The organism is Cellulosimicrobium sp. EB106-03-01-XG111 (assembly GCF_058792115.1).
On the sequence record NZ_JBYTEQ010000022.1, the window covers coordinates 75,560 to 99,053 of the forward strand.

Consider the following 23,494-nt stretch of genomic DNA (forward strand, 5'->3'; position numbering starts at 1 on the left):
ATGGACCGCAGGATCTTCGGGCTGGAGACCGAGTACGGCGTGACGTGCGCGTCCGACGACGGGCGCGGGCTCTCGGCGGACGAGGTCGCCCGGTACCTGTTCCGCAAGGTGGTCGCCTGGGGCCGCTCGTCGAACGTGTTCCTGCGCAACGGCTCCCGGCTGTACCTCGACGTCGGCTCGCACCCCGAGTACGCGACGGCCGAGTGCGACGACGTCCGCCAGCTCGTCGCGTACGACCGCGGCGGCGAGCGGATCCTCGAGGGCCTCGTCGCGGACGCGCAGCAGCGGCTCGAGCACGAGGGCCTGCCCGGCCGGATCCACCTGTTCAAGAACAACACCGACTCGGCGGGCAACTCGTACGGCTGCCACGAGAACTACCTCGTGCGACGGCAGGGCGACTTCGCTCGCCTGTCGGACGTCCTCGTGCCGTTCCTCATCACGCGCCAGGTCCTCACGGGCGCCGGCAAGGTCCTCGCGACTCCGCGCGGTGCCGTGTACTGCCTGTCCCAGCGCGCCGACCACATCTGGGAGGCGGTGTCGAGCGCGACGACCAGGTCGCGCCCGATCATCAACACGCGCGACGAGCCGCACGCCGACGCCGAGAGCTACCGCCGCCTGCACGTCATCGTCGGCGACTCCTCGATGGCGGAGACGACGACCATGCTCAAGGTCGGCTCGACCGACCTCATCCTGCGGATGGTGGAGGCGGGGGTCCCGATGCGGGACCTGGCGCTCGAGAACCCCATCCGGTCGATCCGCGAGATCAGCCACGACATGACGGGCAAGCACCCCGTCCAGCTGGCGAGCGGCCGGACGGTCACCGCGATCGACCTCCAGGGGGAGTACCTCCAGCGGGTGCGCGAGTTCGTCGAGCAGGACGTCTCGCCGACGCCGGTCGTCAAGCAGGTGCTCGACCTGTGGGAGCGCGGGCTGCGCGCCCTCGAGACGGGCGACCTCTCGCTCGTCGACCGGGAGCTGGACTGGGTCATCAAGTACCGCCTGATCCAGCGCTACCAGGCCAAGCACGGTCTCGAGCTCGACGACCCGCGGATCGCGCGCCTCGACCTCGCCTACCACGACATCTCGCGCACCGAGGGGCTGTACAACCTGCTCGCGGCGCGCGGCATGGTCGAGCGGGTCACCACCGACCTCGAGGTGTTCGAGTCGACGGCCGTGCCCCCGCAGACCACGCGAGCCAAGCTGCGCGGCGACTTCGTGCGCGCCGCCCAGGAGGCCCGCCGCGACTACACGGTGGACTGGGTGCACCTCAAGCTCAACGACCAGGCGCAGCGCACCGTGCTGTGCAAGGACCCGTTCCGGAACGTCGACGAGCGCGTGGAGCGCCTCATCGAGTCGATGTGATGCAGGACGTGATGTGACGAACCTGGCCCTCGCGGCCGGGCGCCCTCCGGGCGTCCGGCGCGCTCGTCGTGCGCCCGCGTCCCGGGCCGTGCTCGTGCTGCTCGTGGCGCTCCTCGCCGCCGTCGTGCTCGGTGCGTGCACGGAGCCCGAGGACGCGACGGAGACGCCGCTCAACACCGACCTCACGGTCGCCGGCTCGTCCGGCGCGCCCCCGGCGCTCGAGTACCGCGCGCCGCTCGACGTGCCCGACGCGTCGTCCGAGGTGGTGTGGCCGGGCGCCGGCGCCGAGCTCGTGGACGGCGGGCCGCTGCTGCTCAACCTCTACGCGGAGGACCTGCGCGACGGCACCGTCCTGCAGAACACGTACACGGACGCGCCGCGCTGGCGCACCCTGACCGACGAGTCGGTCGGCCGCGAGCTGCGCGACCTCCTGCGCGGGCAGCGCGTGGGGGCGCGCCTCCTGCGCCTCGAGGTGGACGACGGCGTCCCCGTCGCCCTGGTCGTCGACGTCCTGCCGACGCGCGCGTCCGGGGAGGCGGTCGAGCCGATCGACGGGCTGCCCACCGTCACGCTCGACGCGGAGGGCGCGCCGAGCGTCGCCGTCCCGTCGGAGGCGGCGGCGCCCGCAGGCCTCGTGGTGCAGCCGCTCGTCCGCGGCGACGGCCGTCAGGTCGAGGTCGGTCAGGTGGTCACCGTCCGGTACACGGGCGTGCGCTGGTCCGACGGCGAGGTCTTCGACTCGACGTGGACGGAGGGGACCGCGCCCCTGTCGGTGATGATCGGCATCGGCGAGGTCATCGAGGGCTGGGAGCAGGGGCTCCTCGAGCAGTCGGTGGGGAGCCAGGTGCTCCTCGTCGTGCCGCCCGACCTCGCCTACGGCGCGACCGCCAACCCGCTGGCCGGCGAGACGTTGGTCTACGTCGTCGACATCCTCGACGCCCAGTTCCCCGTGACCGAGGGGAGCACGCCCGACGGCGAGGGCGGCACCGGCACGGCCGACGACACGACCGGCACCACGACCGGCACCGACACGACCGGCACCGACACGACCGGCACCGACACGACCGGCACCGACACGACCGGCGGAGCGCCGGCCGACCGAGGAGAGTCCCCATGACCGTCGCGATCCGCGTGATCCCGTGCCTCGACGTCGACGCGGGACGCGTCGTCAAGGGCGTGAACTTCGAGAACCTGCGGGACGCGGGTGACCCCGTCGAGCTCGCCGCCCGCTACGACACGGAGGGTGCCGACGAGCTGACGTTCCTCGACGTCTCCGCGTCGTCCGGCAACCGGGAGACGACGTACGACGTCGTGCGCCGCACCGCCGAGCAGGTCTTCGTCCCGCTCACGGTCGGTGGCGGGGTCCGTTCGGCGGACGACGTGGACCGCCTCCTGCGTGCGGGCGCGGACAAGGTCGGCGTGAACACGGCGGCGATCGCCCGCCCGGAGCTCATCGCGGAGATCGCGGACCGCTTCGGGAGCCAGGTGCTCGTGCTCTCGGTGGACGCGCGCCGCACGACCGGCGACGTGCGGACGGAGTCCGGCTACGAGGTGACGACCCACGGCGGGCGGCGCGGCACGGGGATCGACGCCGTGGAGTGGGCGTCCCGCGCCGCGGGGCTGGGCGCCGGGGAGATCCTGCTCAACTCGATGGACGCGGACGGCACGACCGCCGGGTTCGACCTCGAGATGCTCGCCGCGGTGCGCTCCGAGGTGCGGGTGCCCCTGATCGCGAGCGGCGGCGCGGGCACGCCCGAGCACTTCGTGGCGGCGGCGCGCGCCGGGGCGGACGCGGTGCTCGCCGCGAGCGTCTTCCACTTCGGCGCCCTCACCGTCGGCCAGGTGAAGGACGCGATGCGGGCGCAGGGCGTGCAGGTGCGCTGACCGGCGCGGACGCCCGGCGGCGGTGTCGGGAGCCCGTGAGAGGATCGGGCCACCCCCTGAACGAAAGACGAGGACCGTCCCGTGCCCGGCAGCAGGACGCGCCCCACCGGCGCCGACGCCCCGCCCGCCCCGACCGACCCGCCGGCCACCGCCGCCCGGCACGACCAGCCCCGCGACCGGCTCCCCGCCGAGCCGTCGGTCCGGCGGCCGCACGCCCTCACCGGCTCCCGCGTCCGCCGCTCGCTCGCGCTCATGGGGCGCGGCATCCGCGACGAGCCGCGCACGTACGTGCTGGCGATCGGGTCCTCCGCGCTGTTCGGCGCGCTGACCGTCGCCGTGAGCAGCGCGGTCGGCAGGGTCACCGACGAGGTCGTGGTGCCCGCGCTCGCCGGCGACGCGGCCGCACGGAGCCGCATCTGGGTCGCGGGCCTCGTGCTGGCCGGCATCGCGCTCTCGCTCGCGGTGAGCGTCGCCGCGCGGCGCATCTTCGCGGGCAACGGGTACGCCGCGCTGCAGGCGCGCCACCGCACCGCGGTGACCCGCCAGTACCTGCGCCTGCCGATGTCGTGGCACCGCTCGCACCCGGCCGGGCAGCTGCTCTCGAACGCGAACTCCGACGTCGAGGCCGCGACGGGCGTCTTCAACCCGCTGCCGTTCGCGCTGGGCGTCGTCGTCATGATCGGCGTCGCCGCGGTGATGCTCTTCCGGGTGGACGTCTGGCTCGCGTGCGCGGCGCTCGTCGTCATCCCCGTCGCCGTCGCCGTGAACATCGTGTTCCAGCGCTACATGTCGCCGGCCATCACGCGGGCGCAGCAGCTGCGCGCCGAGGTCTCGGACGTCGCGCACGAGAGCTTCGAGGCCGCGCTCCTCGTCACGTCGCTCGGCACCGCGGACCGCGAGGAGCGCCGCTTCGCCGAGCGCACCGACGAGCTGCGCGCCGCGAACGTGCGGGTCGGCGTCGTGCGGGCGTTCTTCGACCCCGTCATCGAGCTCCTGCCGTCGCTCGGCACGCTCCTCGTGCTCGGCGTGGGGACGGTGCGCCTCACCGCGGGCGACGTCGCGCCGGGCGACATCATCACCGCCGCGTACCTGCTGACCGTGATGGCCGTGCCGGTCCGCGCGTTCGGCTGGGTCCTCGGCGAGCTCCCGCGCGCGCTCGTCGGGTACGAGCGCATCAGCCGCGTCGTCGACGCGGGCGGCGTGCTGCGCCCCGGGACCACGGCCCTGACCGGGTCCGGTGCCGGGCTGGGCGTGCGGCTCGAGGGCGTCGGGGTCGACGTCCGGGCGGGCGGCCGCGAGCTCACGCTGCTCGACGGCGTGGACCTGACCGTCGCGCCGGGGACGACGGTCGCCGTCGTCGGCCCGACGGGTGCCGGCAAGACGACGCTCGTCTCGCTCCTCGCGCGGCTCTCGGACCCGACGCGCGGGCGCGTGCTCCTCGACGGCACCGACGTGCGGGACGTGCGCGAGGCGGACCTCACGACGCAGGTCGCCCTCGTCGCGCAGCAGGCCTTCGTGTTCGAGGACACGGTGCGCGCCAACGTCACGCTCGTCGACGAGGGCGACCCCGGCCCGGACGACGCGGAGGTCTGGGCGGCGCTGCGCCTCGCGCGCGTGGACGACGTCGTCGAGCGGCTCCCGGAGGGTCTCGACGCCCCGCTCGGGGAGCGGGGGGCCAACCTGTCCGGTGGCCAGCGCCAGCGTCTCGCGATCGCGCGGGCGCTCGTCCGGCGGCCGCGCCTGCTCGTCCTCGACGACGCGACCTCGGCCGTCGACCCACGGGTCGAGCAGGAGATCCTCGCGGGCGTCGCGCGGGGCGGCGACGACCGCCCGACGGTCGTCATGGTCGCCTACCGCATGTCGAGCGTCGCGCTCGCGGACGTCGTCGTGCACGTGGAGTCCGGGCGGGTGGTGGACGTCGGCACGCACGACGAGCTGCTCGCCCGCGACCCCGGGTACCGCGAGCTCGCGACCGCGTACGCGCGCGAGGCGGAGCGCCGCGAGCACGAGCGCGCCGACGCCACGGACGACTCCGTCCGCGACGCGGGCGAGGACGAGCAGGTCCGTGAGGGCCGCCGCGAGGACGACCTCGCGCGGCAGGAGGAGACGGAGGAGGACGACGTCGTGCGGCACGTCGAGACGGGGGCGCTGGAGGAATGACCCGGACCACCACCACCCGACCCGGGCGGAAGTCCCGCCGGGACCCGGGTGCCGCCGTCGACGACGGTGCCGCGGACGTCCGCACCGGCGACGCGCGCATCGCCTCGGCGAGCTCCCTGGGCGTCCTCGCGACGCTGCGTCGCGGCGTGCAGGTGTCGCCGCAGATCCTCACCGGCATCTGGGTGACCCTCGGACTCGCCGTCGCCGCCGCGCTGGGCCGGGTCGTCGTGCCCGTGACCGTGCAGCAGACCATCGACACGGGCGTGCTCGCCGACGGCGGTCCGGACACCACGCGCGTCGCGGTGCTCGTCGGCGTGGCCGCCGGGATCCTCGTCCTCGCCGGGCTGTGCTCGGCCCTCGTCAACGTGCGCCTGTTCCGGTCGACGGAGGCCGGCCTCGCCGCGCTGCGCGTGCGCGCGTTCCGCCACGTGCACGACCTGTCGGTCCTCACGCAGAACTCCGAGCGACGGGGGTCGCTCGTCTCGCGCGTCACGAGCGACGTCGACACGATCTCGCTGTTCGTGCAGTGGGGCGGCATCATGCTGCTCGTCTCGGTGCTCCAGATCGGCGTCGCGACGGTGCTCATGGCGGTCTACTCGTGGCAGCTCACGCTCGTGGTGTGGGCGTGCTTCGTGCCGCTGTTCGTCGTCCTGCGCCCCGCGCAGGCGCGGGTCAACGACGCGTACACCCAGGTCCGCGCGCGGGTCGGCGCGATGCTCGGCGCCATCTCGGAGTCCGTCGTCGGTGCGGAGACCATCCGCGCGTACGGCGCCGGGGCGCGGACGGCGCGTCGGGTCGACGCCGCGGTCGACGCGACCCGGCGCGCGATGGTCCGGGCGCAGAAGCTGGTCGCCGTCGTCTTCTCGAGCGGCGTGCTCGTGGCGAACCTCGTGCTCGCGGTCGTCGTGGTCGTCGGCTCGCTGCTCGGTGTGGCGGGCGACATCTCGGTGGGCCAGCTCCTCGCCTTCCTGTTCCTCGTCCAGCTCTTCACCGGCCCGGTCCAGATGGCGACGGAGATCCTCAACGAGCTGCAGAACGCGGTGGCGGGCTGGCGCCGCGTCCTCGCCGTCCTCGAGACGCCGGTCGAGGTCGTCGACAAGGGCGCCGACGGCGTGCGCAGCCCGCGCGGCCCGGCCCACGTGCGTCTCGAGGACGTCCGGTTCGCCTATCCCGACGGGCCCGAGGTGCTGCACGGCGTCGACCTCGACCTCCCGGCGCGTGCGTCGGTCGCCGTCGTCGGCGCGACCGGCTCGGGCAAGACGACGATCGCGAAGCTCGTCACGCGGCTCATGGACCCGACGGGCGGACGCGTCCTCCTGGACGGCACCGACCTGCGGGACCTGTCGGTCGCGTCCCTGCGCGAGCGCGTCGTGCTCGTGCCGCAGGAGGGCTTCCTCTTCGACGGGACGCTCGCCGACAACGTCGCCTACGGGCTCCGCGGTGCCGCCGAGGAGGAGCCGGCGGCCGCGCGTCGCGCCCGGATCGAGGCGGCCGTCGAGCGGCTCGGCCTCACCGACTGGGTCGCGGACCTCCCGGACGGGCTCGACTCCTCGGTCGGGCAGCGTGGCGAGTCCCTCTCCGCGGGCGAGCGGCAGCTCGTCGCGCTCGTGCGGGCGTACCTGGCCGAGGCGGACCTGCTGGTCCTCGACGAGGCGACGTCCGCCGTCGACCCGGCGACGGAGGTCCGGATCGCGCGGGCGCTCGCGTCGCTCACCGCGGGCCGGTCGACGCTGACGATCGCCCACCGCCTCTCCACGGCGGAGGCGGCCGACCTGGTCGTCGTCGTCGACGCCGGCCACGTCGTCGAGGTGGGCCACCACGACGACCTCGCCCGCGCGGGCGGGGTCTACGCCCGCATGCACGACGCCTGGGTCTCCCAGACCCGCTGACCCGCCCTGGCCGGGCGACCGACGTCACGCCCGGTCGGGCGAGACGGGGGACCGGCGGCGGCCCGGCGTCTGGCAGGATTCTCGGGTGCCCGACTCCACGACCGGCCCGCAGACCACGACCCCGTCCGCGCTCGACCCCGAGGTCGCCGCGCGGCTCAAGCGCGACGACGCCGGACTGGTCGCCGCGATCGTCCAGCAGCACGACACCGGCGAGGTGCTCATGCTCGGCTGGATGGACGACGAGGCGCTCCACCGCACCCTGACGACCGGGCGGGTGACGTTCTGGAGCCGGTCGCGCCAGGAGTACTGGCGCAAGGGCGACACGTCGGGTCACGTCCAGGTGGTGCGCTCGGTCGCGCTCGACTGTGACGGCGACGCGCTCCTGGTGCGCGTGCACCAGGTCGGCGCCGCGTGCCACACGGGCACGCGCACGTGCTTCGAGGCCGGGGGAGACCTGGGCGCCGTCGTCGGCGAGCTGCCGTCCGCGCCCGGTGCCCCGGGCGCTGCCCCCGGACCGGACCCCGAGGAGGAGAACCAGTGAGCACGACCGTCGACCCGGCCGGCACCACCACCGTCCCCGCGGGCGGGCCCGCCTGGGGCACGACGTGGCCCGTGCTCGACGGCTTCCGCGCCCTCGCCCGCTCCCGCCGGGTCGTCCCGGTCGTGCGGCGCCTCCTGGCCGACGACGTCACGCCCGTCGGGCTCTACCGCACGCTCGCGCAGGGGCGCCCGGGCACGTTCGTGCTCGAGTCCGCGGAGTCGGACGGGCGCTGGGCCCGGTACTCGTTCGTCGGCGTCGCGTCCCGCGCGACCCTCACGGCACGCGACGGCCGTGCGGTGTGGTCGGGCGACGTGCCCGCCGGGGTACCGCGCGAGGGCGACGTGGTCGACGTGCTGGAGGCGACGCTCGACGTGCTGCGCACGCCCGCGGTCGACGGCCTCCCGCCGCTCACGGGCGGGCTCGCCGGGGCGATCGGGTGGGACGTCATCCGGCACTGGGAACCGACGCTGCCGTCGCACGCGCCCGACGAGCTGGGCGTCCCGGAGCTCACGCTGTGCCTCGCGACGGACCTCGCGGTCGTCGACCACGCGGAGGGCAGCGTGTGGCTCGTGGCGAACGCGATCAACTTCGACGACACGGACGAGCGGGTCGACGAGGCGTACGCCGACGCGGTGCGGCGCCTCGACGCGATGCAGGCGCGCCTCGTCGCGGGCGGTGCGCACGTCGCGTCGGTCGTGGCCGCGGAGGCCATCGAGCCCGAGCTGGAGTTCCGCTCGACGCGCGACGAGTTCGAGGCGTCCGTCGTGGCGGGCAAGGACGCGATCCGCGAGGGCGAGGTCTTCCAGGTCGTCCTCTCCCAGCGCCTGGACCTCGACTGCCCGGCGGACCCGCTGGACGTCTACCGGGCGCTGCGCACGATCAACCCGAGCCCGTACATGTACTACTTCCAGCTCACGGACGCCGACGGGCGCGACTTCGCGGTCGTCGGGTCGAGCCCGGAGACGCTGGTCAAGGTCGAGGACGGGCGGGTCACGACGTTCCCCATCGCGGGCTCGCGGCCGCGCGGCGCGACGCCCGAGGAGGACGTCGCGCTCGGGGAGGAGCTGCGCGAGGACCCCAAGGAGCTCGCGGAGCACATCATGCTCGTCGACCTCTCGCGCAACGACCTCGTCAAGGTCTGCGAGCCGACGTCGGTCGAGGTCGTGGAGTTCCTGGCGACCAAGCGGTTCAGCCACATCATGCACCTGTGCTCGACGGTCGTCGGCACGCTGCGCGACGGCGCGACGGCGCTCGACGCCTTCCGGGCCACGTTCCCCGCGGGGACGCTCTCGGGCGCGCCCAAGCCGCGCGCGATCGCCCTCATCGACGAGCTCGAGCCCGCCTCGCGCGGGATCTACGGTGGGACGGCCGGGTACTTCGACTTCGACGGGAACATGGACATGGCGATCGCCATCCGCACGGCGCTGATCCGCGACGGGCGCGCGAGCGTCCAGGCCGGGGGCGGGATCGTCGCCGACTCCGTGCCCGCGCTCGAGTACGCGGAGTCGCGCAACAAGGCGGCTGCGGCGGTCCGCGCCGTGCAGGTCGCGGCGCGGCTGCGGGGGCTCGCGTGAGCCGCCCGGGCGGCCCGGCCCGCCGCAGGGCCATCTGGGTCCTGCTGCTCCTCGGTGGCGCGACCCTCGCGGCGGCCGTGCCCACGTGGCTGCGGACGACGGGTGCCACCGCGCTGGACCCGCAGGTCGACGTCGCGGTGGCCGGCACGTCGGCCGCACCCGGCGTGAGCGCGGCCGCGCTCGTTCTCGTCGCGGCCGCGCTCGCGCTCGGTCTCGTGGGGCGGGTCGGCCGGTGGGTCGTCCTGGCGGTCGCGGCGGCGAGCGGCGTCGTCGCCACGGTCTCCGCCCTGAGCGTCGCGATCGACCCGGAGCCGACCGCCCGGTCGGCGGTGGCCGAGGCGACGGGCGTGACGGAGCTGACCGCACCCGTCGAGCTCACCGCGGCGCCCTGGGCGGCGGCCGTGCTCGGTGTGCTCACGGTGCTCGTCGTGGTGTGGGTCGCCCTCGGCGCACGGTCGTGGGCAGGCGCCTCGACCCGGCACGAGCGGGCCGGGGCGGCGCCCGCGACGGCAGCCGGCACACCGGTGGGCGGGGGGCCCGAGGCCCCGGGTGCGGCGGGCCCCAGCGACGTCGACGACGTCTCCGACCACGACGCGTGGGACGCGCTCTCCCGCGGCGAGGACCCGACGGACCGCTGAGCAGCGCGGACGTGTCCGACGCGACGTGCGCCCCGCGCCCCGCGACGGGACGGGCCCCGGCCCGGTCCGATAGGCTCTGACCACATCTTGACGAAAGGCACGACCCTCATGGCCGAGAACCAGCAGACCACCGAGATCGCCTACCTGCCGCCCGCGGCACCGCCCACGAACCACGGCCACACCGTCGCCGCGTGGTTCACCATGATCGGCATCATGGTCGGCGCCCTCGTGGCCGCGATCGGTGTCGTGGTCGCCGCTGTCTGGCTGTTCTGGGTCGGCATGGGCGTCGTGGCCGTGGCGCTCGTCGGCGGCCTCGTGCTCCGCAACATGGGCTACGGGCAGAAGAAGCAGGACGCGCGGTGACCCAGCCGCCGGGACCGGGACCGCACGACGGCACGCCCCCGCAGGACGGGTCGCAGGCGCCGTACGGCTCGTCGGTGCCCGGCGGCCCGCAGCACCCCGGCCCGCAGGGGCCCGACCAGGGCTACCCCGGGCAGCAGCAGCCCGGCCAGCCGTACCCCGGCCAGCCGCAGCAGGCGTACCCGGGCCAGCAGTACCCCGGCCAGCAGTACCCCGGACAGCAGTACCCGGCGAGCGCCTACGCGCCGCCGCCGTACTACCCGAAGAACAACCTCGCGATCTGGTCGCTCGTCCTGGGCATCGCCGCGTTCGTGCTCAGCTGCGGCTTCTTCACGGGCATCCCCGCGGTGATCGTGGGCAACGCGGCGAAGCGTGCCGTCGCGGAGGGTCAGGCGGACAACGACGGCATGGCGACGGCGGGGATCATCCTCGGCTGGGTCGCGATCGGCCTGTCCGCGCTCGGCCTGCTGCTCCTGCTGGTGTTCTTCCCCGCCGTCCTCGCCTGGGTCGGCACGATCCCCGACCAGTACTGACGGGACGGTCACGTGACCTCCGAGGCGGTGGGCCGACGGCGGGTGCCGCGCGAGGCCGTGGCCCCGCTCGCCGTGGGCGCGCTCGTCGCCGCCGCGACCGCCTACGTGGGCGCCGTCGACCCGAACCGCCCCGGCCACTACGTCACGTGCCCGCTGCTCGCCCTGACGGGCCTCGCGTGCCCCGGGTGCGGAGGCCTGCGCGCGACCCACGAGCTGGTGCACCTCGACCTGGCCGCGGCGTGGTCCATGAACCCGCTGTGGGTCGTCGTCGCCCCGCTGCTCGTCGTGCTGTGGGGCCTGTGGCTCGTGCGCGCCTGGCGCGGGCGTCCCGGACCGCGCGTGCCGGCGTGGGTGGCGTGGACGTCGCTCGCCGTGCTCGTGCTCTTCGGGGTGCTGCGCAACGTGCCCGCCCTCGTCCCGTGGCTCGGTCCGGTGGCCGCCTGAGCCGACGGCCGCGACCACGAGCTGCCGCGCCGCGCGCGTCTCGGGGGCTGGGCCGTGGTCATCGTCACTCGGGGGCGGCTCTACGATGGCAGGTACCTCCCTGTCAACGGGTCGGCCCGAACCTGTGGGTGCACGCCGGCCGACCGGCCCGGCAGGGGGCGGACGACACGGGGAGTGGTGGGACGATGACGGTGCTGGACGACATCGTCGCGGGTGTGCGCGAGGACCTCGCGGCACGCCAGGCGACGACCTCGCTCGACGAGCTCAAGGAACGAGCCGCCCGCGTCCCCGGTGCGCTCGAGTGCGTGAGCCGCCTCAAGGCGGACGACGCCGTGGCCGTCATCGCCGAGGTGAAGCGGTCGAGCCCCAGCAAGGGCGCGCTCGCGTCCATCTCCGACCCGGCCGAGCTCGCGGGGGAGTACGAGAAGGGCGGCGCCGCCGCGATCTCGGTGCTCACCGAGCAGCGGCGGTTCAACGGGAGCCTCGCGGACCTCGACGCCGTCCGGGCGCGGGTCGACGTCCCCGTGCTCCGCAAGGACTTCGTCGTGACGCCGTACCAGGTGTGGGAGGCGCGCGCGCACGGCGCGGACATCGTGCTCCTCATCGTCGCCGCGCTCGAGCAGACGGTGCTGACGTCGCTCGTCGAGCGTGTGCACTCGCTCGGGATGACCGCGCTCGTCGAGGTCCACACGCTCGACGAGGTGACGCGCGCGCTCGACGCCGGGGCCCGGGTCGTCGGCGTGAACTCGCGCGACCTCAAGACGCTCGACGTCGACCGCACGACCTTCGCGCGTCTCGCGCCCGCGATCCCCGACGAGGTCGTCCGTGTGGCCGAGTCCGGCGTGCGCGGCCCCCACGACGTCATGGACTACGCCCGGTCCGGCGCGCACGCGGTGCTCGTCGGCGAGGCGCTCGTGACCGACGACGCGCCGCGCGCCTCCGTCGCCGACCTCGTCGCGGCCGGGTCGCACCCGTCGCTGTGGTCCGTGCGGCCCTGAGGCACGACGGCACCGTCCGTCACGTCACAGGCGCCGCGCCCCGGCCCAGCACACCCCACCATCCAGGAGGACCGGCCCCGTGCCCGACTCGACACCATCGACCAGCCCGCGGAGCGACGCGCACTCCGTCCGTGCCGACCTGACGCGCTCCCTCGCGACCCAGGAGGGTCCCTACTTCGGCGAGTTCGGCGGGCGCTTCGTGCCCGAGGCGCTCGTCGCCGCGCTCGACGAGCTCGAGACCGAGTACCGCAAGGCGCTCGACGACCCGGCGTTCGTCACGGAGCTCGCGCGCCTGCAGCGCGAGTACACGGGCCGCCCGAGCCCGCTCACGGAGGTGCCGCGCTTCGCGGAGCACGCCGGGGGCTCGCGCGTGTTCCTCAAGCGCGAGGACCTCAACCACACGGGCTCGCACAAGATCAACAACGTCCTCGGCCAGGCGCTGCTCGTGAAGCGCATGGGCAAGAAGCGCGTGATCGCCGAGACGGGCGCGGGCCAGCACGGCGTCGCGACGGCGACGGCCGCGGCCCTGCTCGACCTCGAGTGCGTCGTCTACATGGGCGAGGAGGACACGCGACGTCAGGCGCTGAACGTCGCGCGCATGCGCCTGCTCGGCGCCGAGGTCGTCCCCGTGACGATCGGCCAGCGCACCCTCAAGGACGCGATCAACGAGGCGCTGCGCGACTGGGTCGCCAACGTCGACACGACGCACTACCTGCTGGGCACCGTGACCGGGCCGCACCCGTTCCCCGAGATGGTGCGCGAGTTCCACCGCGTCATCGGCGAGGAGGCGCGCACGCAGATCCTCGACCGGATCGGGCGCCTGCCCGACGCGCTCGCGGCGTGCGTGGGCGGCGGCTCGAACGCGCTCGGGCTCTTCAACGCCTTCCTCGACGACGAGGGCGTGGAGCTCTTCGGCTTCGAGGCGGGCGGCGAGGGCATCGAGACGGGCCGGCACGCGGCACGCTTCAGCGGCGGTGCGCCGGGCGTCCTGCACGGCGCGCGCTCGTACCTCCTCCAGGACGAGGACGGACAGACGCTGCCGAGCCACTCGGTGTCCGCGGGCCTCGACTACCCGAGCGTCGGCCCGGCCCACTCGTGGCTCCACGACCTCGGGCGCGCGACGTACCTGCCCGTGACCGACTCCGAGGCGATGGACGCCTTCCGCCTGCTGTGCCGCACGGAGGGGATCATCCCCGCGATCGAGTCGGCCCACGCCCTCGCGGGCGCGCTGCGGATCGGGCGCGAGGCCGTGGCCGCGGGCCGCACGGACCACGTGATCCTGGTGAACCTCTCGGGGCGCGGGGACAAGGACGTGGCGACCGCCGCCCGGTGGTTCGACCTCGTGGACGACGACGCGATCGCCGAGACGGCGACGGGCACGGAGGGACAGCTGTGAGCGCCGCCCAGACCCAGGACGCACCCGGGGCGCCAGCGACGGCGTCGGCTACCGCGCGTCGCCTGCTCGAGCTGCGCGCGGAGGGACGCGCGGGGCTCGTCGGCTACCTGCCCGTCGGGTTCCCGACGGTCGAGCGCTCCGTCGAGGCGGCGCTCGCGCTCGTCGAGTCGGGCGTCGACGTGCTCGAGCTCGGCATCCCCTACACGGACCCCGTCATGGACGGCCCGGTCATCCAGGCCGCTGCTCAGGCGGCGCTCGACGGCGGCGCGCGCGTCGCCGACGTCTTCCGCGTCGTCGCGGCCGTCACGGAGCGCACGGGCGGGCGCGTGCCGGTGCTCGTCATGACGTACTGGAACCCCGTGCTGCGCTACGGCGTCGACGCGTTCGCGCGCGACCTCGCCGCGGCCGGGGGAGCCGGCCTCATCACGGCCGACCTCGTCCCCGACGAGGGCCGCGACTGGCTGGACGCCGCCGAGGCGCACGGTCTCGACCGCGTGTTCCTCGTCGCGCCGAGCTCGACGCCGGAGCGCCTGCAGCTCACGGCGCGCGCGTCGCGCGGCTTCGTCTACGCCGCCTCCACGATGGGCGTCACGGGCGTGCGTGCCGCCGTCGGGCCCCAGGCCGCACGGCTCGTCGCCGACACGCGGGCGGCGGGCGCCGACCTCGTGTGCGTCGGCCTCGGCGTCTCCACGGCCGAGCAGGCCGCGGAGGTCGCGCGCTACGCCGACGGCGTCATCGTCGGCTCGGCGTTCGTCCGACCCCTGCTGGGCGACGCGCCGTGGGACGAGCGGCTCGCCGCGCTCCGCACGGTCGCGGCCTCGCTGGCCGCCGGGGTGCGCTCCGCCCGCGCCGCGGAACCCGGGACGACGACGCCCGGCGGGGTGGTCGCATGAGCGCCGCGCTCGCCGTCGGGCAGCTCGTGGAGGCGGCGGGAGCCCTGCCCGCCGCGATCCCGAGCCCGCCCCAGCACACCTGGTACCTCGGTCCGTTCCCGATCCGCGCCTACGCGCTCGCGATCCTCGCCGGGATCGGCGTCGCCCTGTGGCTCACGCGCCGCCGCTGGGTCGAGCGCGGGGGAGAGGCCGACGACGTCCTGGAGATCGCCTTCTGGGCGGTCCCGTTCGGGATCGTCGGCGGGCGGCTCTACCACGTCTTCTCGACGCCCGACCCGTACTGGGGCCCGAACGGGGATCCCGTCCGCGCGCTGTACGTGTGGGAGGGCGGCCTCGGCATCTGGGGCGCGGTCGCGCTCGGTGCCGTCGGCGCGTACATCGGGTGCCGGCGCCAGCGCGTGAGCTTCCCGGCGTTCGCGGACGCGCTCGCCCCCGGCCTGCTGCTCGCGCAGGCCGTGGGCCGCCTCGGCAACTGGTTCAACCAGGAGCTGTTCGGCTCGCCCACGACGCTGCCCTGGGGCCTGCGGGTCGACGACTCGGTCGCCGCCGCGGCCGGCTACCCGCCGGGCACGCTGTTCCACCCGACGTTCCTCTACGAGATGGTCTGGAACATCGCCGCTGCCCTGCTCCTGATCTACCTGGACCGTCGGTTCCGGCTCGGTCATGGTCGGGTATTCTGGCTCTACGTCTTCGTCTACACGCTCGGTCGGGTGTGGATCGAGATGCTGCGCATCGACGAGGCCGAGCTCGTCCTCGGTCTCCGGCTGAACGTCTGGACCTCGATCCTGGTCGGAGTCGGTGCGTTGGTAGCGTTTATCGTTGTCGGGCGTCGCCACCCCGGGCGCGAGGAGACGGTGTCCCTCGACGCGCCGGGCGAGGCGCCCGCCACGGAGCCCACGGAGCCGGTCGAGGAGTCGACCGACGCCGCGGACCCCGAGAAGACCGCGGACTCCGACGACTCGGAGGAGTCCGAGCAGGCAGATGCCGCGCGACCAGACCCCGGTCGCTGAGCCTCCGTCACTCAACGGCGAATCCGCCGGGCGACCGCCCGGTGGTTCCGTCATGTCCACCAGGGCCGACGACGTCCCGAACCCCCCAGCTGGAACCAGCCCGGCCGTCTCGGTCGGGCGCCTGTGAGGACGGTGTTGATGACCACGCCGCAGTATCGGGACGCGCACCGGGCACCCGCCCTGTCCGCCCCTCCCACGGCATCCGGTCTGTACGACCCCGCCGCCGAGCACGACGCGTGCGGCGTCGCCTTCGTGGCGACGCTCCGCGGCACGCCCGGACGCGACATCGTGGACGCGGGGCTCACGGCCCTGCTCAACCTGGACCACCGCGGCGCGGTCGGCGCCGAGGAGAACAGCGGCGACGGCGCGGGGATCCTCACGCAGATCCCCGACGCCTTCGTGCGCGACGTGGTCGACGCCGAGCTCCCGCCCGCCGGGCACTACGCCATCGGCATGGCGTTCCTCCCGCAGGACCCCGAGACGGCCGCGACCACCGCCCGCGCGGTCGAGGCGATCGCCGCCGAGGAGAAGCTCGAGGTCCTCGCCTGGCGCGACGTGCCCGTGACGGCCGACCTCGTCGGCCCGAGCGCCCGAGCGTCGATGCCCCTGTTCCGTCAGGTCGTCGTGGCCGACCCGTCGCGCGAGCTCGCCGGGGTCGACCTCGACCGCCGGACCTACCGCCTGCGCAAGCGGGCGGAGAACGAGCTCGGTCTCTTCTTCGCGTCGCTGTCGGCCCGCACGCTCACCTACAAGGGCATGCTCACGACGGCGCAGCTCGAGCCGTTCTTCCCGGACCTGTCCGACCCGCGGTACGCGAGCGAGATCGCGCTCGTGCACTCGCGGTTCTCGACGAACACGTTCCCGTCCTGGCCGCTCGCGCAGCCGTTCCGGATGATCGCGCACAACGGCGAGATCAACACGGTGCGCGGCAACCGGAACTGGATGGCCGCGCGCGAGGGCACGCTCGCGAGCGACGCCCTCGGCGACCTCGCGCCGCTGCTGCCGGTCTGCTCCGACGGCTCCAGCGACTCGGCGAGCTTCGACGAGGTGCTGGAGCTGCTGCACCTGTCGGGCCGCTCGCTGCCGCACGCCGTGCTCATGATGGTCCCGGAGGCGTGGGAGAACCACGCCGAGATGGACCCGGACCTGCGCGCGTTCTACGAGTACCACTCGACGCTCATGGAGCCGTGGGACGGCCCCGCGTGCCTCAACTTCACCGACGGCACCCTCATCGGCGCGGTCCTCGACCGCAACGGCCTGCGCCCCGGGCGCTACTGGGTCACGGAGGACGGCCTCGTCGTGCTCGCGAGCGAGGCGGGCGTGCTCGACCTCGACCCGGCGACGATCGTCCGCAAGGGCCGCCTCGAGCCGGGCCGCATGTTCCTCGTCGACACCGGCCAGGGCCGGATCATCGAGGACGAGGAGATCAAGTCTCAGCTCGCCGCGCAGCGCCCGTACGCGCGGTGGGTCGCGGAGAACGCGGTCTACCTCGACCAGCTGCCCGAGCGCGAGCACGTCGCGCACAGCCCCGCGTCGGTCGAGCGCCGCCAGCGTGCCTTCGGGTACACGCAGGAGGAGCTCAAGGTCATCCTCACGCCGATGGCCAACACGGGCGCCGAGCCGCTGGGCGCCATGGGCACGGACACGCCCATCGCGGTCCTCGCGAAGCGGCCGCGCCTGCTCTTCGACTACTTCACGCAGATGTTCGCGCAGGTCACGAACCCGCCGCTGGACGCGATCCGCGAGGAGCTCGTCACGTCGATCGGCGGCGCGATCGGCCCCGAGCCGAACCTGCTCGTCGACACCCCGGAGCACGCGCGCAAGCTCATGCTGCCGTTCCCGGTGCTCGACAACGACCAGCTCGCGAAGATCATCCGCGTCGACAAGGACCCGAACCTCGCGGGCGTCTTCCGCGCCGTGACGATCAAGGGCCTGTACCGCGTCGCGGGCGGCGGCGAGTCGCTGCTCGCCCGGCTCGAGGAGATCTTCGCCGAGGTCGACGCGCACGTCGCCGCCGGCGCGAGCTTCATCGTGCTGTCGGACCGCGACTCGGACGCCGAGCACGCGCCGATCCCGTCGCTCCTGCTGTCGAGCGCGGTGCACCACCACCTCCTGCGGCGCCACACGCGCACGCAGGTGTCGCTCGTCGTCGAGGCGGGCGACGTGCGCGAGGTGCACCACGTCGCGCTCCTCATCGGCTACGGCGCGGCCGCGGTGAACCCCTACCTCGCCATGGAGACCGTCGAGGACCTCGCGCGCCGCGGCTACCTCGCGGTCGACCCGGCCAAGGCCGTCGCGAACCTCATCAAGGGTCTCGGCAAGGGCGTCCTCAAGGTCATGAGCAAGATGGGCATCTCGACCATCTCTTCGTACCGCGGCGCCCAGGTCTTCGAGGCCGTGGGTCTGTCGCACGACCTCGTGCAGGCGTTCTTCACGGGCACGACGTCGCGTCTCAGCGGCATCGGGCTCGACGTCGTCGCGGCCGAGGTCGCGGCCCGCCACGTGGACGCCTACCCGCGCTCCGGCAACCACCGGCCGCACGTCCGCCTCACCACGGGCGGCGAGTACCAGTGGCGCCGCGACAGCGAGGAGCACCTGTTCGACCCGGAGACGGTGTTCCGGCTCCAGCACTCGACGCGCGAGCGCCGGTTCGACATCTTCCGCGAGTACACGCACCGCGTGGACGAGCAGTCCTCGCGGCTCATGACGCTGCGCGGCCTCCTCGAGCTCCGCGAGGGCGAGCGCCCGGCGGTCCCGCTCGACGAGGTCGAGCCCGTGAGCGAGATCGTCAAGCGCTTCAACACCGGCGCGATGTCCTACGGCTCCATCTCGGCCGAGGCGCACGAGACCCTCGCGATCGCGATGAACCGCCTCGGCGGCCGGTCGAACACGGGCGAGGGCGGCGAGGACCCGGAGCGTCTGTACGACCCGGAGCGTCGCTCGAAGGTCAAGCAGATCGCGTCGGGACGCTTCGGCGTCACGAGCGAGTACCTGACGAACGCCGACGACATCCAGATCAAGCTCGCCCAGGGCGCCAAGCCCGGCGAGGGCGGTCAGCTCCCGGGCCACAAGGTGTACCCGTGGGTCGCGAAGACCCGGCACTCGACGCCGGGCGTCGGCCTCATCTCGCCGCCGCCGCACCACGACATCTACTCGATCGAGGACCTCGCGCAGCTCATCCACGACGCGAAGAACGCGAACCCGGCGGCGCGCGTCCACGTCAAGCTCGTCTCCGAGTTCGGCGTCGGCACGGTCGCGACGGGCGTGTCCAAGGCGCACGCGGACGTCGTCCTCATCTCGGGTCACGACGGCGGCACGGGCGCGAGCCCGCTCACGTCGCTCAAGCACGCGGGCACGCCGTGGGAGATCGGCCTCGCCGAGACGCAGCAGACCCTCGTGCTGAACAACCTGCGCGACCGCATCGTCGTGCAGGTCGACGGGCAGATGAAGACCGGGCGCGACGTCGTCGTGGCCGCGCTGCTCGGGGCCGAGGAGTTCGGCTTCGCGACCGCGCCGATGGTCGTCTCGGGCTGCGTCATGATGCGCGTGTGCCACCTGGACACGTGCCCGGTGGGCGTCGCGACGCAGAACCCGGAGCTGCGGGCACGGTTCACGGGCAAGCCGGAGTTCGTCGTGAACTTCTTCGAGTTCATCGCGGAGGAGGTGCGCGAGTACCTGGCGCGCCTCGGGTTCCGGAGCATCGAGGAGGCGATCGGCCACGTCGAGTACCTCGACACGCGCCAGGCGATCGACCACTGGAAGGCGCAGGGTCTCGACCTCGCGCCCATCCTCGAGAAGCCCGTCCCCGTCGAGGGCGCGTCGCTGCGGAACACCACGACGCAGGACCACGGCCTGGAGAAGGCGCTCGACAACCAGCTCGTCGCGCTGGCCGAGGACGCGCTCGAGCGGCGCGAGCCGGTCCGGATCTCGCTGCCGGTGCGCAACGTCAACCGCACGGTCGGCACGATGCTCGGCCACGAGGTGACCAAGCGCTTCCGCGGCGAGGGCCTGCCGGACGACACGATCGACGTCACCCTCACCGGGTCCGCCGGCCAGTCGCTCGGCGCCTTCCTCCCGCGCGGCGTCACGCTGCGCCTGTTCGGCGACGCGAACGACTACGTCGGCAAGGGCCTGTCGGGCGGCCGGATCGTCGTGCGGCCGGACCGCAACGCGGTCCTCACGGGGTCGAGCAACGTCGTCGCCGGGAACGTCATCGGCTACGGCGCGACGTCGGGCGAGATCTTCCTGCGCGGCCGGGTGGGCGAGCGCTTCGGCGTGCGCAACTCCGGTGCGACGCTCGTCGTCGAAGGCGTGGGCGACCACGGGTGCGAGTACATGACGGGCGGCACGGTCGTCGTGCTCGGCCCGACCGGGCGCAACTTCGGCGCCGGCATGTCCGGTGGGACCGCCTACGTGCTCGACCTGCGCGAGAGCGCCGTGAACACGAGCGCGCTCGCGACCGGCGAGCTCGGGCTGAGCCCGCTCGAGGACGCCGAGGTCGAGCTCGTCGAGCAGCTCGTCCGCCGTCACCACGAGGAGACCGGCTCGCCGCTCGCGGCCGAGCTGCTCGAGGACTTCACCACGGCGGTGCAGCGCTTCACGCGCGTGCTGCCGACCGACTTCGCCCGCATGCGCTCGGCGCTCGAGAAGGCCGAGTCGGCCGGTCTCGACCCGGCCGCGCCGGGCGTGTGGGACCAGATCTTGGAGGTGGCCCGTGGCTGACCCCCGCGGATTCCTGAAGGTGCGGGAGCGCGAGCTCCCGCCCAACCGCCCGGTGGCCGTGCGCCTGCGGGACTGGAAGGACGTGCACGCGCACCTCGAGGAGGGGCAGCCGTTCCTCAAGGAGCAGGCGGGCCGCTGCATGGACTGCGGCATCCCGTTCTGCCACCAGGGCTGCCCGCTCGGGAACCTCATCCCCGAGTGGAACGACCTCGTCTACCGCGAGCAGTGGGCCGACGCGATCGACCGCCTCCACGAGACGAACAACTTCCCGGAGTTCACCGGTCGTGTGTGCCCGGCGCCGTGCGAGTCGAGCTGCGTGCTCGGCATCAACCAGCCGCCGGTGACGATCAAGAACGTCGAGGTCTCGATCATCGACGAGGCGTTCGAGCGCGGGTACGTCACGCCGCAGGTGCCCCAGCGGCTCACGGGCTTCACGGTCGCGGTCGTCGGGTCCGGTCCCGCCGGGCTCGCCGCCGCGCAGCAGCTCACGCGCGCCGGGCACACCGTCGCGGTCTACGAGCGCGACGACGCCGTCGGAGGTCTGCTGCGCTACGGCATCCCCGACTTCAAGCTCGAGAAGCACCACATCGACCGTCGCGTCGCGCAGATGGAGGCCGAGGGCACGCGGTTCCGCCCCGGCGTCGAGATCGGCGTCGACATCACGTGGGACGACCTGCGGGCGCGGTACGACGCCGTCGTGGTCGCGACCGGCGCGACCGTGCCGCGCGACCTGTCGGTGCCGGGGCGCGAGCTGGGCGGCATCCACTACGCGATGGACTTCCTGCACCAGGCGAACGCCGTCGTGGCCGGGCGCGAGGTGCCCGACCAGATCACGGCCACCGGCAAGCACGTCATCGTCATCGGTGGTGGCGACACGGGTTCGGACTGCCTCGGCACCTCGCTGCGCCAGGGCGCGGCGAGCGTCACGACGCTCGCGATCGGCAAGCAGCCGCCGCTCGAGCGGTCCGCGACCCAGCCGTGGCCCACGGACCCGATCGTGTTCGAGGTGTCCTCGTCCCACGAGGAGGGCGGCGAGCGAGAGTTCCTCGCGTCGACCGTCGCGTTCCTGGGTGACGAGAACGGGACCGTGCGCGCGCTGCGCGTCGCGGAGACCGAGTACCTGCCCGACGGCCGTCGCGTGCCCAAGGAGGGCACCGAGCGCGAGATCCCCGCGGACCTCGTGCTCGTCGCGATGGGCTTCACGGGGCCGGAGACGGCTGCCCTCACGACCCAGACGGGCGCGGACCTCACGGGGCGCGGCCTCGTGGCGCGCGGCGACGACTTCGCGTCGTCGCTGCCCGGGGTCTTCGTGGCCGGCGACGCCGGTCGTGGGCAGTCGTTGATCGTGTGGGCGATCGCCGAGGGGCGGGCGGCGGCGGCATCCGTCGACGCCTACCTTCAGGGAGGGACCGAGCTGCCCGCGCCCGTGCGCGCGAACACCGTGTCCTTGCGCGCTTGACGTGCACCCCGACGTCGGATGTCCGGCGCCGGGACGATGAGCGGGGCATCCTAGGGAGGGGCACCCCGCGACGACCGGCCCCTGGCCGGTCGGAAGACTAGAGGCTGGAGATATGCGCAGAGCAAAGATCGTCTGCACCATCGGACCCGCGACCGAGTCGAAGGAGCAGCTCCGCGCGCTCGTCGACGCGGGCATGGACGTGGCGCGGATCAACCGCAGCCACGGCAGCGCCGAGGAGCACGCGGCCGTCTACCACGGCGTGCGCGAGGCCGCCGCCGAGTCGGGCCGCTCCGTGGCGGTCCTCGTCGACCTCCAGGGGCCGAAGATCCGTCTGGGCCGCTTCGCGGGAGACGAGAAGCACTGGCTCGAGGAGGGTGACACCTTCACGATCACGACCGAGGACGTCGTCGGCACCAAGGAGCTCGTCTCCACGACGCACAAGGGCCTGCCGGGCGACGCCCGCGTCGGCGACCCGATCCTCATCGACGACGGCAAGGTGCTCGTCCGCGTCACCGCGGTCGAGGGCCCGCGCGTCGTCACGCGCGTCGAGGTCGCCGGCCCGGTGTCGAACAACAAGGGCCTGAACCTCCCGGGCGTCGCGGTCTCCGTGCCGGCGCTCTCCGAGAAGGACCAGGACGACCTGCGCTGGGCCCTCGCGCTCGGCGCCGACATCATCGCGCTGTCGTTCGTGCGGTCCGCGAAGGACTTCGAGGACGTCAAGCGGATCATGGACGAGGAGGGCCGCACGGTCCCCGTCGTCGCGAAGATCGAGAAGCCGCAGGCCGTCGAGAACCTCGCCGAGATCGTCGACGCGTTCGACGGCGTGATGGTCGCCCGTGGCGACCTCGCGGTCGAGCTCCCGCTGGAGCAGGTGCCGCTCGTCCAGAAGCGCATCGTCGAGCTCGCGCGTCGCAACGCGAAGCCCGTCATCGTCGCCACCCAGGTGCTCGAGTCCATGACGAACTCGCCGCGCCCGACGCGCGCCGAGGCGTCCGACTGCGCCAACGCCGTCCTCGACGGCGCCGACGCGGTCATGCTCTCGGGCGAGACGAGCGTGGGCGAGTACCCGATCCTCACGGTCCAGACGATGGCCCGGATCATCGAGGCGACGGAGGAGGCGGGCCGCGAGCGCATCGCGCCGCTCGGCTCGACCCCGCACACCCGCGGTGGCGCCATCACGCGCGCGGCGGCCGAGATCGGCGAGATCCTCGGTGCGAAGTACCTCGCGACGTTCACGCAGTCGGGCGACTCGGCGCGCCGCATGTCGCGCCTGCGCTCGTCCATCCCGCTGCTCGCGTTCACGCCGCGCGAGCACGTGCGCAACGTCCTGTCGCTCACGTGGGGCACCCAGACGTACCAGGTGCCCGAGGTGGAGAACACCGACGCGATGGTCGGCCAGGTCGACACGACCCTGCAGGCCAACGGCCTCGCCGAGGTCGGCGACCTCGTGGTCGTCGTCTCCGGCGCCCCCGTGGGCCAGCCGGGCACGACGAACTCGATCCTCGTGCACAAGATCGGCGACCACTCCGACACCCGGAACTGACGTCCGGAGCTCTCACCGGAGCTGACGCCGCGCGCCCGACCCGGGCGCTGTCTCTTCTCCACATCTGACGCTGCCGACGATGCCAACT

General features: G+C 73.8%; 18 protein-coding genes. All 18 read left to right on the plus strand.

The window, feature by feature from the left end; all coding sequences use genetic code 11:
• The 18 genes from pafA to pyk all read left to right on the plus strand — a co-directional run bounded on the left by pafA (position 1) and on the right by pyk (position 23,406).
• Positions 1–1,362 (plus strand): Pup--protein ligase, encoded by a 1,362-nt coding sequence (pafA, locus tag AC3WT4_RS16690; protein WP_074806769.1) that lies wholly within the window; start codon positions 1–3, stop codon positions 1,360–1,362.
• Positions 1,363–1,375: 13 nt separating this feature from the next.
• Positions 1,376–2,479: an FKBP-type peptidyl-prolyl cis-trans isomerase gene (locus AC3WT4_RS16695; protein ID WP_492315964.1), complete on the plus strand. Its 1,104-nt coding sequence runs from the start codon at positions 1,376–1,378 to the stop codon at positions 2,477–2,479.
• Positions 2,476–3,246, plus strand: a complete 771-nt coding sequence (gene hisF / locus AC3WT4_RS16700) for an imidazole glycerol phosphate synthase subunit HisF (protein WP_108046891.1) — start codon at positions 2,476–2,478, stop codon at positions 3,244–3,246. The genes AC3WT4_RS16695 and hisF overlap by 4 nt, the downstream gene beginning before the upstream one ends.
• 252 nt (positions 3,247–3,498) lie before the next feature.
• Entirely contained in the window at positions 3,499–5,406 is a 1,908-nt protein-coding gene (locus AC3WT4_RS16705; RefSeq protein WP_492315972.1) for an ABC transporter ATP-binding protein, read from the plus strand.
• Positions 5,403–7,295, plus strand: a complete 1,893-nt coding sequence (locus AC3WT4_RS16710) for an ABC transporter ATP-binding protein (protein WP_492315965.1) — start codon at positions 5,403–5,405, stop codon at positions 7,293–7,295. The genes AC3WT4_RS16705 and AC3WT4_RS16710 overlap by 4 nt, the downstream gene beginning before the upstream one ends.
• A gap of 85 nt (positions 7,296–7,380) precedes the next feature.
• Positions 7,381–7,836: a phosphoribosyl-AMP cyclohydrolase gene (gene hisI, locus AC3WT4_RS16715; protein ID WP_108046887.1), complete on the plus strand. Its 456-nt coding sequence runs from the start codon at positions 7,381–7,383 to the stop codon at positions 7,834–7,836.
• Entirely contained in the window at positions 7,833–9,410 is a 1,578-nt protein-coding gene (locus tag AC3WT4_RS16720; RefSeq protein WP_257419014.1) for an anthranilate synthase component I, read from the plus strand. The genes hisI and AC3WT4_RS16720 overlap by 4 nt, the downstream gene beginning before the upstream one ends.
• Positions 9,407–10,048, plus strand: a complete 642-nt coding sequence (locus AC3WT4_RS16725; RefSeq protein WP_492315966.1) for a Trp biosynthesis-associated membrane protein — start codon at positions 9,407–9,409, stop codon at positions 10,046–10,048. The genes AC3WT4_RS16720 and AC3WT4_RS16725 overlap by 4 nt, the downstream gene beginning before the upstream one ends.
• A gap of 87 nt (positions 10,049–10,135) precedes the next feature.
• Complete coding sequence (locus AC3WT4_RS16730; RefSeq protein ID WP_228075274.1) at positions 10,136–10,411, plus strand: HGxxPAAW family protein; 276 nt, start codon at positions 10,136–10,138, stop codon at positions 10,409–10,411.
• Positions 10,408–10,941, plus strand: coding sequence for a DUF4190 domain-containing protein (locus AC3WT4_RS16735; protein ID WP_492315967.1), 534 nt, complete (start codon positions 10,408–10,410; stop codon positions 10,939–10,941). The genes AC3WT4_RS16730 and AC3WT4_RS16735 overlap by 4 nt, the downstream gene beginning before the upstream one ends.
• 12 nt (positions 10,942–10,953) lie before the next feature.
• Positions 10,954–11,385, plus strand: a complete 432-nt coding sequence (locus tag AC3WT4_RS16740) for a DUF2752 domain-containing protein (protein ID WP_492315968.1) — start codon at positions 10,954–10,956, stop codon at positions 11,383–11,385.
• A 185-nt stretch (positions 11,386–11,570) separates the two neighbouring features.
• Complete coding sequence (gene trpC / locus AC3WT4_RS16745; RefSeq protein ID WP_074806749.1) at positions 11,571–12,383, plus strand: indole-3-glycerol phosphate synthase TrpC; 813 nt, start codon at positions 11,571–11,573, stop codon at positions 12,381–12,383.
• Positions 12,384–12,522: 139 nt separating this feature from the next.
• Positions 12,523–13,779 (plus strand): tryptophan synthase subunit beta, encoded by a 1,257-nt coding sequence (trpB, locus tag AC3WT4_RS16750; RefSeq protein ID WP_492315973.1) that lies wholly within the window; start codon positions 12,523–12,525, stop codon positions 13,777–13,779.
• The gene (gene trpA / locus AC3WT4_RS16755) at positions 13,776–14,672 is read left to right on the plus strand and encodes a tryptophan synthase subunit alpha (RefSeq protein WP_074806742.1); all 897 of its coding nucleotides are present in this window, start codon (positions 13,776–13,778) and stop codon (positions 14,670–14,672) included. Before trpB ends, trpA begins: the two co-directional genes overlap by 4 nt.
• On the plus strand, positions 14,669–15,682 hold the full coding sequence (lgt, locus tag AC3WT4_RS16760) for a prolipoprotein diacylglyceryl transferase (protein ID WP_074806739.1): 1,014 nt from the start codon (positions 14,669–14,671) through the stop codon (positions 15,680–15,682). Before trpA ends, lgt begins: the two co-directional genes overlap by 4 nt.
• A 138-nt stretch (positions 15,683–15,820) precedes the next feature.
• On the plus strand, positions 15,821–20,404 hold the full coding sequence (gltB, locus tag AC3WT4_RS16765) for a glutamate synthase large subunit (RefSeq protein WP_492315969.1): 4,584 nt from the start codon (positions 15,821–15,823) through the stop codon (positions 20,402–20,404).
• Positions 20,397–21,863 (plus strand): glutamate synthase subunit beta, encoded by a 1,467-nt coding sequence (locus AC3WT4_RS16770; RefSeq protein ID WP_108046872.1) that lies wholly within the window; start codon positions 20,397–20,399, stop codon positions 21,861–21,863. The genes gltB and AC3WT4_RS16770 overlap by 8 nt, the downstream gene beginning before the upstream one ends.
• 112 nt (positions 21,864–21,975) lie before the next feature.
• Positions 21,976–23,406: a pyruvate kinase gene (gene pyk, locus AC3WT4_RS16775; RefSeq protein WP_021480418.1), complete on the plus strand. Its 1,431-nt coding sequence runs from the start codon at positions 21,976–21,978 to the stop codon at positions 23,404–23,406.
• The last annotated feature ends 88 nt before the right edge of the window (positions 23,407–23,494 follow it).